The sequence below is a fragment of the Cohaesibacter intestini genome (assembly GCF_003324485.1).
Classification (GTDB): domain Bacteria; phylum Pseudomonadota; class Alphaproteobacteria; order Rhizobiales; family Cohaesibacteraceae; genus Cohaesibacter; species Cohaesibacter intestini.
Map to the genome: position 1 here is coordinate 991,683 of NZ_QODK01000002.1, position 14,589 is coordinate 1,006,271.

Sequence of the window (14,589 nt, forward strand, 5' to 3'; positions counted from 1 at the left end):
GTTAAATCTGTCAATTGTTTTTAACTGGACAGTCCATTAGGGTAAGGGAAACACGATATGCAGGCTTCAGATGACCAACCAGAAGAGCGCAGCTGCGCCCGAGCGAAAGAAGAGATGGAAGCAGGATCCGGAGGCTGTGCAAGCCAGCATTCTGGAGGCGGCTGCGACGGAGTTTGCCGAGCACGGTTTGACTGGCGCACGCGTCGATGACATTGCCGATCGTTCTCGCTTTACCAAGCGGATGATCTATTATTATTTCAATGACAAAGAGACCCTCTATCTGCGTGTTCTGGAAGAAGCCTATCGCAAGGTACGCGGTGAGGAAGCGGCGCTGGATCTATCATCCCTGAATGCCAAACAGGCCCTGCGCAAACTGGTCGAATTCACCTTCGATCATCATCGCAAGAATGAGCCTTTCATCCGACTGGTGATGATTGAGAATATCAACAACGGCCGTCATCTGGAAACGTCGACCCTGATTGCCAAGGTCAATGAAAGCGCTGTAGATCGGATCAATGAGATCTGCGCTCTTGGCAAAGAGGACGGAACCATCCGCGCCGACCTGTCACCGCTGGAGTTGCACTGGATGATCAGCGCGATGTCCTTTTTCAATGTCTCCAACCAGCCCAGCTTCGCCCGCGTCTTTGGCGGCACCCTGTTTTTGCCCGACGGTCAGGAACGGTTGCGTGACATGGTCGTTGAGGCTGTGCTTGCAATTGCCGAGCCTAAGCTTTGAGGAAAATTCTTCATACGGGTCAGGGTCTTTTGTGCGACAGTTTGGCAGATATGAATCAATGTGGTTTTCTAGATCGTGCCCCTTTTGCTGCATCGCCAGTGAAAAGCATGATGTCGATTGTGATGCAGATATAGAGTGCATTGCGGGGTCGGCAAAAACCGCTGCGTTCCCGCCAAAGCGTACCGCGAACAGGATGTCACTGGAGTGGCCCAAGCCGAAAGAGGCTCTTTCCTGCGCTCCGACTTGATGATCGAACAGGCTGGACGCCAGCATGGTATGGCTGCATCAGGATTCCTGTGGTCGGTCATCTTCGCGGTGTTTTCACCCACCTTGGTGAGTTTTTCGGCAATAGTTCTTTGTACTTGACTGTGAGGAAATGCCGCTCACCCACACGGCGCTTCAAAATCACTGCGGCAAATTGCGTGGCTGTTTGAAGTTGATCGGTCAGGGCAGTCTTGAACTTGAAACGAAGCTTGTGGATAGAATCGATCCGTTGCATCTATCAGGCTAGGTTCTCGCGGGCGTTGAGACTCCGGGATTTATGATCGTCAAGCGCACAGGTCATGGCTATTTTGGAATGGCTTCCACCGGTGTCAAACATAGCTGCGACAAATGCGATTGACTGGTAGATTTCAGATTTTCAAATATTTGTGATCTTCGAGATTTGATCCAATATTGGCGCTAAATCTATCATCCGTTTGAATGCAAAATCAATTTTGGCGACACCCGTGACAATTGAAATCCCTTGAATTTCTATGCTTTTAGATGACATTTGCCGCATGCCCAACGTTACATTTGTATTTGCTTGCACAATAGCTAAAGCTGCTGGCATGTCGCTTTCTGAAGATGGCAGCCTTTGGAGCGATGGTGAAATTGTTCACCGGGTTGTTCAACCAGTGGACGGGCGTCTCACCTCCCCCCCCCTCACCACTGACGTAAGACCAACGGGATGGGCGTATAGCTCAGCGGGAACGCAGAGCAAGAGCCGAAGGCAATTGCGAAAACTTCGTTGTCCACTCACATTGACTGGTGTGAATAAAATCAGAGACTGAAAGGCTGGGCCTCAAGCTCATTCTATGAACGAAGCCATTGTTTTTCTTGACGAATGAGGAGAAAGGATGGTGGGCGTAACTGGGATTGAACCAGTGACCCCTTCGATGTCAACGAAGTGCTCTCCCGCTGAGCTATACGCCCATCCTGTTGGCGATCTATGGTTTTCGCCTTGCGGTGAGAAGGCTTCTACCGCCCTCAAGAAGTGATTGCAAGCCCCTTTTGCAAACTTGTCACATAGGGCTGTGGATCTGTGAAAAAACATGCACCACCAACACCATGGCGCATGGAAAGAAGATCACAGGGCCCGATCAGGCGGCAAGCATTTTGCCGACTTCATTCACCAGATCACGCAGATGGAAGGGCTTGGAAAGCACCTTGGCGTCCTTTGGAGCCTGGCTGTCAGGATTAAGGGCCACCGCCGCAAAGCCTGTGATGAACATCACTTTGAGATCCGGATCAAGTTCTGTCGCCCGGCGCGCCAGTTCGATGCCGTCCATCTCAGGCATGACGATATCGGTCAACAGCAAGGTGAAAGGCTCTTCACGCAGGCGATCATAAGCGCTTTTACCATTATCGAAGGAGACGACCTCATATCCGGCATTCTGCAATGCCCGCGACAAGAAGCGGCGCATATCGTTATCATCTTCAGCAAGCAAAATCTGTGACATGTCTCTTTGGTCTCCAGCCGCTTCGTCGGGCTTTTCGTTCAATGATGGAGCCCGGCTTCGCCCGGGGATTGTCCTGATCCTACATTTCTTGTCCTCACGGGTAAAGATCCCGTGAATTCTGACGGACATTTTACAAGCTTTCCTCAAGCACATCATCAATTGTGATGATTTAACCAAATATTAAGGAAAGAAACCTCCCGCCTTATCGCAATCTGCGATAGTCTTCCAGTATGAACCACCACGACCGGGATGGAGCCACGGCAAGCCGATGATGGCAATCCGCGCAAATCAGCTTCTAGCTAGCAACCAATTGCTTGCAAGAGGGGGATTGCACGAATCCGCCAGTTGGGAATATCATGGACCACAATCCGATGGCTTGACCGCGACATGGCGGGGCGAGCTGCGGCAATAAAACAAGAAGCCGAGAGACCGCGTTGACATCATCGAAATTCGCAGCATTTGACACCCTTGAAAACGCGTTTCTTCTCCATGAGCCAGAGGAGCAGCTGGCCCCGTTTCTATTCAACTCCCCTCATTCAGGCCGCTGCTACACCCAAGCCTTCAAGGACTCCAGCCGATTGGGAGAAATGGAGTTACGCCGGTCGGAAGATGCTTTCGTTGATCTGTTGTTTAAAAAGGTGCCCGATGTTGGCTTGCCTTTGCTGAAGGCCCATTTTCCGCGTGCTTTCCTCGATCTCAACCGGGAGCCCTATGAACTCGATCCAAGCATGTTCGACGCTCCGCTGCCTTCCTACGTCAAAAGCGCTGGTGCTCGGGTGGGCGGTGGCCTCGGGACGATCGCCAGAATCGTTGCAGAGCGCCGCGAGATCTACAAACACCGCCTGACGGTAGAAGAAGGGCTGGAGCGCATCGAAACATTCTACAAACCCTATCATCAGACGCTGAGACGACAAATGGCCCTCACCCATGTCGATTTCGGCTATGCCTGTCTGATCGATTGCCATTCGATGCCCTCCCGCGTGCTGCAAAATACCAATCCGGCAAACCGCCCAGACATCATTCTGGGTGATCGCTATGGCACCAGCTGTCATGCCTCCCTGACCGATGCGGTAAAAGGAATCCTGACACATCTTGGTTTCAAGGTAGAAATGAACCGCCCTTATGCCGGCGGCTTCATAACCCAGCATTATGGTCGCCCCCTGAAGGGGCTTCATGCCCTCCAGATCGAAATTGATCGCAGCCTTTATATGGATGAGGATACCTTCACGCCGGTTGCCCATTTCGATGAACTGACGGATCTGTTTGCCCGCTTTGCCGAGCTGCTGATGCAGTGCGCCAATGACGCCTTCCTGCCGGAAGCAGCTGCCGCGGAATAGTATCCTCGCGCTCCTCTGCTATTCCCCTGCCCCTCCCCCTATCCCCGCCTTGATTATGCAAAGCGCACACACATCCGCATTGGCTTGCGGACCAACAGGGGTACGGGAAGGCATAGAAAAGGGGACTGGGCAAAGAAAAAGGGCCGCAAAAAGATGCGGCCCGCGAAGTCTAAGGAGGAAACGCCCAGCAAGGGCGGCGGGAATAAATTCCGCACTGCAACAATGGCACCGAAAGCCCAGAAATTCAAGACAATCCTGCCTCAAGGCGCGGAGACTGGCTCGGATCGGAGTTTTTCACGAACTTCCAAAAATCCTCCAAATCATTGAATAATAATATATTTCCTCCCTTGTCCGGGCTTTATTTCAGCCTTCAAATTTACTGTGCATAATTTTTAGGCCAATTTCCGAAAATACTATAATTGCACAAAAAATAGACATATGCCTCCTGTTCTGATGCGAATTCCATCACCACAGAAGTCGAGTTTTCCAGCACAGCCAATGGCCTGACCGGAGGCTCACGCTTTGGTGATATTGCGTGTGATCAGCGTCACAGCCAATTCATTTCCCATTGATCAGCTTTCCCGACAGGATGCAATTGTCCGCTGAGCACAACCGATCAGACGGACCAAGTTTCAAAACGCAAACAACATTTTTGCTCACATCACTTACTCCGGGAGACTACCATGTCTAACAATGCAAAAACCTTCTCCGCAGCCCTCGTCGCTGGCGCTGTCGCCACTTTCGTTTCCGCCGGTGCCATGACCGCCCTGACCACCGACGGCGTACAGGCTGCCGAAATGGAGAAATGCTACGGTGTTGCGCTCAAAGGCCAGAATGATTGCAAGGCTGGTCCAGGCACCACCTGCTCGGGTTCCTCCACCATGGACTATCAGGGCAACGCCTGGAAGCTGGTCCCTAAAGGCACCTGCACCACCATGAAAACCCCACATGGCATGGGCAGCCTGACCCCGAAAAAAATGTAAGACCGGCCGCACCTGCGGACGATTTTTGAGAGGTACAGGCAAGAGGTAAAGTCCCATGACATTGTCCAACACCCTGTCTGCCTCGTCTTCCAAACCGATCCCGGCGCGTGCCGGGGTCGGTCTGAAGGCGGAGCATTATCAGACGATCCTTGAAACAAATCCCGACATTGGTTGGTTTGAAGTGCACCCTGAAAATTACATGGGGGCAGGCGGTCCGCCGCATAAATACCTGACCGAGATCGCCAGTCGCTATCCGCTGTCCCTGCACGGGGTCGCCGCCTCCATTGGCGCTGACCAGCCGCTGGATCAGGGCCATCTCGACCGCCTCAAGGCGCTCAATGAGCGTTACATGCCCGGACTTTTCTCCGAGCATCTGGCATGGTCGAGCCATGACGAGCTTTTTTTCAACGATCTTCTTCCCGTCCCCTATCGCGAAGACAGCCTTGAGCGGGTCGTCGCCCATGTGGATCAGGTTCAGACCCTGCTGGGTCGCAAAATCCTGATTGAAAATCCGTCGGTCTATGTGGCATTCGAAAGCTCCACCATGTCCGAGATCGCCTTTCTGGAAAAACTGGTGGCCCGCACCGGTTGTGGCCTGCTGCTTGACTGCAACAATGTTTATGTCTCAGCGACCAACCAGAATTATGACCCTGTCGCCTATCTCGACGCCTTCCCCGTGGAGCATGTTGGTGAGGTGCATCTGGCCGGATTTGCGCGCGATGAAGATGATGAAGGCGAAATTCTGCTGATTGATTCCCATGATCGCGAGGTCGCCGATGTGGTCTGGCAGCTCTATGACCACGCGCTCAAACGCTCCGGTACCGTGCCGACCCTGATCGAATGGGACGGCAACATTCCCACTTGGGACGTGCTGTTTGCGGAAGCTGAGCGAGCAGAAGCCATCCTTGATCAGCATCGCAAGGCGGGAGACCTCCGTCATGCTGGCTAATGATCGGGTCAAAAATCTGGGCACGGTCCAGACCGGCTTTGCATCGGCCCTCCTCAATCTCGAGGATCCGGTGCCCGCCGACATAATTGGTCCCAAGCCCGGCAAAAAGGCCGTCAAACGCTTTGGCGTCTATCGCAACAATGTGCTCAGCAGTCTCATCGAAGCCATGGCGGGGGTCTATCCGGTGGTGCGCGATCTGGTCGGCGAGGAATTTTTCAACGCCACCTGCTCGATCTACATTCGCCAGCATCCGCCACGTTCCAAGATGTTGATCACCTATGGCGATGCATTTGCCGAGTTTCTGGCAAATTTCCCGCCAGTTGCCGAACTGCCCTATCTGGCAGACGTCGCAAGACTGGAGCGAGCTTGGCTCGATGCCTATCACGCGGCCGACGCCGCACCATTCGACCCATCCATGTTGCAATCAATCCCGCCGCAACGTTTGGGCGCGCTGACCTTTGCCTTTCATCCCGGTGCACACTTGCTTCGGTCCGACCATCCGGTCTTTTCCATCTGGTCGGCTCATTCTGAACATGGCGACACTGTCGACCTTGGCACCGTAGAACAGGCAGCACAGTCCGTTCTCGTCACCCGCCCGCACTGGCAGGTGTCGGTGACCATGCTGCCCGATGGCGCAGACCTCTTCTTTGCCGCCCTCATGGAAGGGGCGACCCTCGCTGACGCCGCAGAGCGAGCTGCCAGCGCTTACGACAATTTTGATTTTGGCCAGCATTTCACTGGCCTCTTGCAAACCGGCGCCTTGTTGAGCGCCCATTAACCCGAACAAACTGAAGCTGCCCTCCCCCGCAACGCAGCCTTCAGACAGCCTAACAACGGATACGAACATGTCTCTACTCGACCGGCTTATAGCCTTACACAACCGCACTTTCTCAGCACTGGATGCTGCACTGTCCGACTGGTTCCTCGGTCTTGCTGCCCGGTTGATTTTCTCCAGCGCCCTGTTTTTCTATTATTTCAACTCCGGCATCAGCAAACTGGGCGAGGGTTTCTTCGGAATATTCAATCCCTCCGCCGGTGCCTATGGCCAGATTCTGCCAACCATCGCCGAAGCCGTGCTGTATGACACCAGCCAGATCGCCTTCTTCCCTTGGACGATCATCGTCATTCTGGGCACCGTCACCGAAATCATCCTGCCATTTCTGATCCTATTTGGTCTGGTCACACGTCTCGCCAGCCTTGCCTTCATTGGCTTTATTGCCGTTCAGACCTATGTCGACATCGCCTTCCACGGCCTTGAAAGCGAAACCATTGGAGCGGTGTTCGATCAGGTACACAATTCAGAAATTCTCGACTACCGCCTCTTGTCCATCCTGCCGCTGCTCCTGTTGATCCTCAAAGGCCCCGGCAAGGCATCCCTTGACTATCTGCTGACAAAAACGATCCAGCCAAGCGGCAAATTGGCAGCAGCCTGAATACAAGATCAGAATTGGTCTTGACCCGGGCAAGCGAGCTTGGTCCTATGGGACACCAGCCAGACACCTTTTCAGGCACCTCTTTGGGCCACTGCCTGAAGAGGTTTTTGTCTCTTGCCTCAAGGATCAAACATGCAATTTGCCAGCGACAACTGGGCCGGGGCCTCTGCCAAGGTCATGGACGCCCTGTCCCGCCACAATGATGGTGCCGCCCCCGCCTATGGCGGTGATGACCTCACCCAACAGATCGAAACCCGTTTTCAGGACATTTTCGAAACCGATTGTTCCGTCTTCATGGTCGCAACGGGCACCGCCGCCAATGCGCTGTCGCTCTCAACGCTGACCGGTCCGGGCGGTACTGTCTTCTGCCATATGGACGCCCACATACGGGTTGATGAATGCGGCGCACCGGAATTTCTGACTTCGGGTGCCCGCATGTGGGGTCTGGAAGGTCGCCATGGCAAACTGACACCAGACGCCATCCGGCATGGTCTGGAGCAAGTCCCCCATGGGATTGTCCATCATGGCCAACCCAATGCCATTTCCCTCTCTCAGGCCACCGAATACGGCACCGCCTACTCACTGAGGGAACTGGAAGCATTGGCAACCATTGCCAAGGACCAGAAACTCGCCCTGCATATGGATGGCGCCCGCTTTGCCAATGCCATGCTGGCTATCGGAGCAACACCGGCTGAAATGACATGGAAATCCGGTGTCGACGTCCTGTCGTTCGGCGCGACGAAAAATGGGGCTTGGTGCGCTGAAGCCGTGGTCTTTTTCAACAAGGATTATGCGAGCGACTTCATCTATCGCCGCAAACGGGCTGGCCATCTCTTCTCCAAAATGCGCTTTGCCGCCGCCCAGTTTGATGGCTACTTTGCCGACGACCACTGGCTGGACAATGCAACGCACGCCAACAAGATGGCCAACCGTCTGATTGATGGCCTTAAGGCATCCAACAGCAGCCGCATCGCCTGGCCGAGCCAGTCCAACGAGGTCTTTGCCATCCTGCCCAAGACAGCAGCCGAACAAGCCCGCGAGGCGGGCGGCAATTTCCATGAATGGCCGTCAGCAGGCCTGCCGGATGAAGACTGCCCCGGCGAAGGGGAGTGCCTGGTTCGTCTGGTCTGTTCCTTCCGCACCCAACCAGATGAAGTCGACGCCTTCCTCGCGGCCATCAACAAAAGCGAAGCACCCCACAAAATCGGATAGCAAAACGGCTCCAGCGACATGTATCGCTGGAGCCGTTCTGTGAGAGGACCGATTGCCCTCAGGCACGGTGTGTGGGAGGAAGACCCTCAGGCAATCGGAGCGACCTTTTGGAAAAGGTCAGGGAGGAATGTGGGGGAGTGTGTGGAGCGTGGATCACGCTCCACCTTGATCTTGTCGGATCGAAGAAATGATTAGTGGGTGTTACCTTCGATCATCGTCTGATCGGATGCGCTTTTGATGGCGATCTGGCGTGGTTTTTTCGCCTCAGGCAATTCTCGGGACAGATCGATATGCAACAGGCCATGCTCCATGCTTGCGCCTTCCACCTGCATATAGTCAGCAAGCTGGAACTGGCGCTCAAACGCACGGGACGCGATGCCGCGATGCAGATAATCCCGGTCCTTGTCCGCCTCATCAGCGACCTTTTCACCAACCACGGTCAGCGTGTTTTCCTTCACTTCGATAGAAATGTCTTTCTCGGTGAAGCCCGCGACAGCCATGGAGATGCGATAGCCATTCTCGGAAAGGCGCTCGATATTGTAAGGGGGATAGGAAGATGCTCCGCTATCCGGGCTTGAAACAGTGTCCAGCATGGAGAAAAGCTTGTCAAAGCCAACGGTGGAGCGATAGAGCGGGGTAAAATCGTAGTGACGCATGGAAATGCCCTCCTTTGAGCAGCAGGTTTGCGTATTTTTCAAAATGGTCATTCTCCCGTTCAGTGGCGAGAATGAGACGGCACCGGAGCCGTTTTGGCCTCCGATATACGAGATATGGAAATGGTCAAATTCCTTTTCAAGACTTTTTCTTCGAAAAAATGCACCAACCCCGCGAGCGGCCAATTCGTGCAAAAAGTGGCAGGATTTGGGCCTGCCACAGCATCGCCACGATGATAAATCCCAGATGAACAGGACCTTCCAATTGCGTTCAGCTAGCCCCTGCTAGGGTGAAATCACAACAACAAAATGGGCAGCAGGCACACCAACGCAAAAGGAAAGGCAAGATCATGAAAGCAATAGCAGTCGCACTTCCCCTTCTCGTCGCAACCCTCATCGGTGGACCAGCCTCGGCCCGTCCGATCGACCTCACGGCAATGAATGGTCAGCTCGTTATCTCCATCGGCAAGGCCGAACAGGTGAGACATTACGGCTGGGATCAGCGCAAGGCCGTCAAACATCATGGCAAGCAGCGCCGCTTCGAGCCACTGCCGCCACGCAAGATCGCTCGCATTCTGAACAACCGCGGTTTTACCGGTCTTAGAAACATGCGCACCGATGGCCGCGTCTATACCGTCAAGGCACGTGGCAAGCGTGGCAATCTGGTCCGTCTGACCGTCAATGCCCGCAACGGCAAGATCATCGACCGTCAGCTGCTGCGACGCCTCAACCGTGTCGACCGGCGCGCCAATGACCATAGCGCCCGCTGGGACTATCGCAACGACCGCCGCCCCTTCTGGATTCGCTAAGCCCTGATCCAAATGACATCAGAGCAATTCCCCGCAGAAGCAAAACCCCGTATCCTTCCAGCAAGGTTCGGGGTTTTGTGCGGTCCTTCATCCTTACGCCGATGCCGTGGTGCACTATTCTAGGGTCCAGCCGCCCCATTGAGCGGGAAAAAGACAAAATGGGCAGCATTTCCTCTCCCAATCCCCCAGCATTTGGGTAAACTGGGGCAAGCGTCGCCAACTGGGAAAGAGAATGTCGGACAAGCGCAAAGATTTGAAAAAACTGGACAATTATCCAGATCTGATGGACGCCCGCTGCCAGACGATGAAAACCTATGATGGCTTTTCCTTGCGCACAGCACTTTGGCCTGCCACCGTCCCCGCACCCAAGGGCACCATCTGCCTGTTGCAGGGACGATCCGAATTCATCGAAAAATATTATGAAGTGATCCAGGAGCTACGCCAAAAGGGCTTTGCCGTGGCAACCTTTGACTGGCGTGGACAAGGAGGGTCAGACAGATTGCTGGACGATCCGCTGAAGGGGCATGTCAGGCGCTTTGCCGATTATGGCCGCGATCTTGATCAGTTCATGAAACAGATCGCCCTTCCCGACACGCCGCGACCGCATTTTGCGCTGGCCCATTCCATGGGTGGCCTGATCCTGCTCTCGAACTTGCCCCACATGCGCACTCTGTTCGAACGCACCCTGATCACCACACCTTTATTGGAACTGGCATCGCAACAGCGCCGCTTCATGGGTCTTCGCTTCCAGCAACAGACCATCCGCAAGCTTGCCGGTTTCCTGCGTTTCCTTGGACGGGGCAAAGCCTATATGCTGGGTGCCGACCGCAAACCAATCGACCCGCTGGGCTTTGAAGGCAATCCACTCACCTCGGACGGTCCGCGCTATGACCGCAATCGGCGCTATCTCGTCGATTTTCCCGAACTGGCCATAGCCGGACCGACGGCCAGTTGGCTACATGAAAGCTGCAAGGCGATGGATCATCTGCAATCAAGCGACGTTCAGGCCACGATCCACACGCCGACCCTCATTATCACAGCCTCACAAGACACCATTGTCAGCACCAACATGGCCGAGCAGTTTGCGTCATCGACCCGCGCAGCCTATGCCATCAGCATCGCTGGCAGCCGCCATGAAGTGATGATGGAGCGCAACATCCTGCGCCAACAATTCTGGGCCGCCTTTGACAGCTTCATCCCCGGCAGCAATCCCGTGGAATTGACCGACGTGGCAAGTTGACCGCCAGTCTGTGGCAATCAGGCTTTGCCCGCCAGCAGCGCAATGGCTTGCTCGAGTAGAGCCTCATTGGCCGCGGCAATCACCTGCCCACCGTCAAAGGCCGAGCCACCAGTCCAGTTGGTGACAATGCCGCCAGCCCCTTCAATGATCGGAATCAGCGGCGCAATATCAACTGGCTTCAGGGACGATTCAACAACCAGATCCCCATAGCCCAACGCTACCATGCAGTAGGCATAACAATCCGTGCCATAGCGCGTTAGACGAGCCTGTGCCTCAACCCGACGATAAGCGATCAGTTCATCCCCGACAAACAGATCAGGCGTGGTGGTGAAAAGCGTGGCTTCGCTTATGTCATGGCAAGCCCGTGTCTTGATTGAACGTTTGCCGTCCGGCCCCTGATAAAAGCTTTCTAGCCCGTTGCCGAAATAGCGTTCACCGGTAAAGGGCTGGCTCATCATGCCAAGCGAGGCGCCATCCTTATGGCGGTAACCAATCAGGGTGCCCCATGTTGGCAAACCGGAGATGAAGGCGCGCGTCCCGTCGATCGGATCAAGAATCCACAGCCCATCCGCATCAAGATTTTCGTCTTCGAACTCTTCACCCAGAATGCCATGATCAGCAAATTGCGCCAAAATCGCCCGACGCATCTCCAGCTCGGCCTGTTTATCGGCCTCGGTCACTGGATCAAACCCTGCTTCTTCCTTGTTCTCGACAGCAATCGGCGCCCGGAACAACGGCATCACCGCATCCCGCGCCAGATCGGCGAGATGGTTGAGAAAAGCATAGTCCGGGTGGCGTGAAGTCTCGGTCATAGTCGCGTCCATTCCTTAAGAGCGCCAGAGGCTGTTGGGGCGTGCCGGAGCGATCGGCTAAAGAGGATGCAAGCCTTTTACTCAAACGACCACATCCCTGCAATCGCCATAGCACGAAAAATGCCAAAGCGGACAGTTTGTAGCGCTCGCACTGAATGAACAGGCGCGGTCAGCGGCTGTCGGACCAGGAGAAATTATCCACCCGCATTTGCGGCACGGACAGGGAAGACGGCGTGACCGGCGCTCCCTTGTTTGCCGCATCCGATGGCTGCGCCAGAGAGACAGGTTTGACCAGCTTGTCGGAATCAAGCGGCGGTTTGCGCAAGACAAAGATATCCCGGCTTGCACCACGCCCTTCCCTCAGCGCCGCCTCATCGGCCGAGGCCAGATTGTCCGGCAGCACATCTTCGGCCACCGATTGAGACAAGGCGCGTACGACAAGTTTTTCGACAAAGAAGGCAAGCTTGCGCCGCCCGGCTTTGTTGAACCGAATGGCGTTGCCCTGACGCAGACGGCGATCCTGCCCGGTCAGATCCGGGCCGCGATAGGAGAAGTTCCCCTCTTCATCAGCAAAGGCATCCCAGACATCAATGAACCGCTCGCCACGCTCCGTCAGACGACTGGCGACAAGATCGTTCAGATAACGCAGATCGGTGGACAATTTCTTGCTGCCAACCGGCGGCAAACCCACCCAGAAAACCGGCCTGTCCTGCAGTGCAAAAGCCAACCGAAGCCGATCAATCTCGCGCCCATAGGACCGGACCCAGCCATCGGTCTTGAAGTCATAGGCAGGATAGATCTGAGCGCCTTCTTCATCCTTTTTCGCCGGCATCTTGATGCGATCATTCAATCCCACCATCACGACTGCGAAACTGAAGGGCTTGGAATCGAACAAAGCCTCGGGATCCTTCAAGACATTGCGACTTGAATTATAGAGAATGCCGCTGCTCGGCTTGGCATGAATTTCCACCTTCACGTCAGGGACTTGCGAGAAGGCATCTTTCAGCCCCCAGGCAATATCCTGACCGAATTCATCGCCAAACACGGCAATCACCGCAGCATCAGGATCCTTGCTGACCGTGGAGATGACCGGCTTGACCGGCCCAGCCCGCCGCACCGGCTTTTTCGTACGCTTGGTCTTTTCTTCTTCTTTTTTGCGACTGCGGCGTTTGAACAGCCGCTCAAAGAAACCAAGCGCAACGTCATACCGCCCGTCATCAACCGCCACTGCAGGCGCTTCGTGTCGCAACAGGGGCGCTGCGGACAATGGAGAGACCAGAGCCGCCTCCAACAGCAGACAGGCGCCAATCATCAGCGACAGGCAAAGCCTGATGCCCTTTGGTCCCCTTTTGCAATGTTGCGTCTGTCCACTCATGGTCTCAATCGATGCTCATCTGTCTCGTTGCTATAGATTTACCCGCCTTTGCGCAGAGCCTCAAGCAAATATCCACTTGGAAAGCCATCCGGAATGCGACCGGAGCGTTTCTGCCAATGACGGATTGCAGCCTTCGATTTGGATCCCAACCGGCCGTCGACACCTCCGGTGTCATAGCCTCGCCGATTGAGCAGCGTCTGCAGTTCTTTCCGCTCGGTTCGGGTCAACATCCTGTCGCCGCGCGGCCATGTTCCGGTAAAGCCACCACCGCCGCGAATCCGGTCGGCCAAATGCCCCACCCCGAGCGCATAGGCATCCGCATTGTTGTAGCGCTTGATGACCGAGAAATTCTTCAGCATCAAGAAGGCCGGACCACGATAGCCAGCCGGAATGATCAACCGGGCCTGATCGTCTGGCCGCGGGAATGGCTGCCCCTTTGCCCGTTTGATGCCCAGTTTTGACCACTCAGCCAAACTCTTGGTCACCCGCCCGTCCGCCAGTTCAAAAGCGAATGTCTTTGGCAGTGCAACCTCATAGCCCCATGTCTTTTCGCTCTCCCAGCCTGCGGTCGACAACAGGTTGGCTGTGGAGGCCAGAGCATCAGGCACCGAAGACCAGATATCACGCCGTCCGTCGCCGTCAAAATCAACCGCCTTGGACAGATAGGTGGTGGGAATGAACTGGGTGTGCCCCATGGCGCCTGCCCATGATCCGACCATGCTGGACGGAGCGACGTCCCCATTTTGCAGGATCTTCAGCGCTGCAAGCAATTGTGTGCGGCCAAATTTCGAGCGTCTTTTATCCGCATAGCCAAGCGTTGCCAGCGACTGGATCGTCGGTTTGATCAGCTTGGAGTTTTTGAAAATCGCACCATAGGCGCTTTCCATCCCCCAGATCGCCAGAAGGACATGCCGATCAACACCAAAGCGTTGTTCAAGCTGACTCAAAAGTGTCGCATATTGCGCTTTCATCTTGCGGCCATTCTTGATGCGGGTCTCGCTCACCGCACCATCAAGATAAGACCAGATCGGTTTGACAAATTCTGGCTGATTGCTGGCTCGTTTGATGATCGAGCTGTCATAGCGCGCACCGGCAAAAGCGGCATTGTATGTCTGGCTCGAAATGCCCGCGGATCGGGCCGTTGGCCAGAAGTCGCGGATCCACTTTTGGAACCCCGCTTCACTCGCTGCCCACCCTTCACCAGTCGACAGGGCGAGAATCAGCATGCCAGCCGACACCACTGAACGGGGATAAGAGCCACATTCCCCGGAGAGCCGGAACAATGCAAACCAAGACATTCTGCGCATCTAACAATCCTATATCTGCAAA

At 55.0% G+C, this 14,589-nt stretch carries 15 protein-coding genes and 1 tRNA gene; 9 read left to right on the forward strand and 7 right to left on the reverse strand.

Annotation, left to right across the window (positions count from 1 at the left end; all coding sequences use genetic code 11):
- Positions 1-70: 70 nt before the first annotated feature.
- Positions 71-736 (forward strand): TetR/AcrR family transcriptional regulator, encoded by a 666-nt coding sequence (locus DSD30_RS10125; RefSeq protein WP_114009493.1) that lies wholly within the window; start codon positions 71-73, stop codon positions 734-736.
- A gap of 640 nt (positions 737-1,376) precedes the next feature.
- Here DSD30_RS10125 and DSD30_RS10130 read toward each other — a convergent pair.
- From DSD30_RS10130 to cpdR, 3 genes are all read right to left on the reverse strand, one after another.
- Complete coding sequence (locus tag DSD30_RS10130) at positions 1,377-1,568, reverse strand: hypothetical protein (protein WP_114009494.1); 192 nt, start codon at positions 1,566-1,568, stop codon at positions 1,377-1,379.
- 287 nt (positions 1,569-1,855) lie between these two features.
- Positions 1,856-1,930: transfer RNA gene (locus DSD30_RS10135), tRNA-Val, on the reverse strand.
- Positions 1,931-2,097: 167 nt separating this feature from the next.
- Positions 2,098-2,457 (reverse strand): cell cycle two-component system response regulator CpdR, encoded by a 360-nt coding sequence (cpdR, locus tag DSD30_RS10140; RefSeq protein WP_114009495.1) that lies wholly within the window; start codon positions 2,455-2,457, stop codon positions 2,098-2,100.
- Between the two features lie 434 nt (positions 2,458-2,891).
- On the opposite strand from cpdR, the gene DSD30_RS10145 reads away from it, so the two are divergent.
- The 6 genes from DSD30_RS10145 (at position 2,892) to DSD30_RS10170 (ending at position 8,371) form a co-directional block, all read left to right on the forward strand.
- On the forward strand, positions 2,892-3,794 hold the full coding sequence (locus DSD30_RS10145) for an N-formylglutamate amidohydrolase (protein WP_114009496.1): 903 nt from the start codon (positions 2,892-2,894) through the stop codon (positions 3,792-3,794).
- A gap of 683 nt (positions 3,795-4,477) precedes the next feature.
- Entirely contained in the window at positions 4,478-4,777 is a 300-nt protein-coding gene (locus DSD30_RS10150) for a BufA1 family periplasmic bufferin-type metallophore (RefSeq protein WP_114009497.1), read from the forward strand.
- Positions 4,778-4,832: 55 nt separating this feature from the next.
- Entirely contained in the window at positions 4,833-5,726 is an 894-nt protein-coding gene (bufB, locus tag DSD30_RS10155) for an MNIO family bufferin maturase (protein WP_114009498.1), read from the forward strand.
- Positions 5,716-6,504: an HvfC/BufC N-terminal domain-containing protein gene (locus DSD30_RS10160; protein ID WP_114009499.1), complete on the forward strand. Its 789-nt coding sequence runs from the start codon at positions 5,716-5,718 to the stop codon at positions 6,502-6,504. Before bufB ends, DSD30_RS10160 begins: the two co-directional genes overlap by 11 nt.
- A 67-nt stretch (positions 6,505-6,571) precedes the next feature.
- Positions 6,572-7,159: a DoxX family membrane protein gene (locus tag DSD30_RS10165; RefSeq protein WP_114009500.1), complete on the forward strand. Its 588-nt coding sequence runs from the start codon at positions 6,572-6,574 to the stop codon at positions 7,157-7,159.
- 132 nt (positions 7,160-7,291) lie between these two features.
- Entirely contained in the window at positions 7,292-8,371 is a 1,080-nt protein-coding gene (locus tag DSD30_RS10170; RefSeq protein WP_114009501.1) for a threonine aldolase family protein, read from the forward strand.
- A 191-nt stretch (positions 8,372-8,562) separates the two neighbouring features.
- Here DSD30_RS10170 and DSD30_RS10175 read toward each other — a convergent pair whose 3' ends face one another.
- The gene (locus tag DSD30_RS10175; protein ID WP_114009709.1) at positions 8,563-9,027 is read right to left on the reverse strand and encodes an Hsp20 family protein; all 465 of its coding nucleotides are present in this window, start codon (positions 9,025-9,027) and stop codon (positions 8,563-8,565) included.
- Between the two features lie 347 nt (positions 9,028-9,374).
- Here DSD30_RS10175 and DSD30_RS10180 point away from each other — a divergent pair, with 347 nt between their 5' ends.
- Both DSD30_RS10180 and DSD30_RS10185 read left to right on the forward strand, forming a co-directional pair.
- On the forward strand, positions 9,375-9,833 hold the full coding sequence (locus DSD30_RS10180; protein WP_114009502.1) for a hypothetical protein: 459 nt from the start codon (positions 9,375-9,377) through the stop codon (positions 9,831-9,833).
- 232 nt (positions 9,834-10,065) lie between these two features.
- Positions 10,066-11,073, forward strand: coding sequence for an alpha/beta fold hydrolase (locus DSD30_RS10185; protein WP_245418418.1), 1,008 nt, complete (start codon positions 10,066-10,068; stop codon positions 11,071-11,073).
- A 17-nt stretch (positions 11,074-11,090) separates the two neighbouring features.
- Here the strand turns inward: DSD30_RS10185 and hisN are convergent, their stop codons facing one another.
- The 3 genes from hisN to DSD30_RS10200 form a co-directional block, all read right to left on the reverse strand.
- A complete protein-coding gene (hisN, locus tag DSD30_RS10190; protein ID WP_114009503.1) occupies positions 11,091-11,885 on the reverse strand; it encodes a histidinol-phosphatase in 795 nt (264 codons plus the stop codon).
- A 169-nt stretch (positions 11,886-12,054) separates the two neighbouring features.
- Positions 12,055-13,260: an SGNH/GDSL hydrolase family protein gene (locus DSD30_RS10195; RefSeq protein WP_114009504.1), complete on the reverse strand. Its 1,206-nt coding sequence runs from the start codon at positions 13,258-13,260 to the stop codon at positions 12,055-12,057.
- 38 nt (positions 13,261-13,298) lie between these two features.
- The gene (locus DSD30_RS10200) at positions 13,299-14,567 is read right to left on the reverse strand and encodes a lytic murein transglycosylase (RefSeq protein ID WP_245418419.1); all 1,269 of its coding nucleotides are present in this window, start codon (positions 14,565-14,567) and stop codon (positions 13,299-13,301) included.
- Positions 14,568-14,589 lie beyond the last annotated feature (22 nt).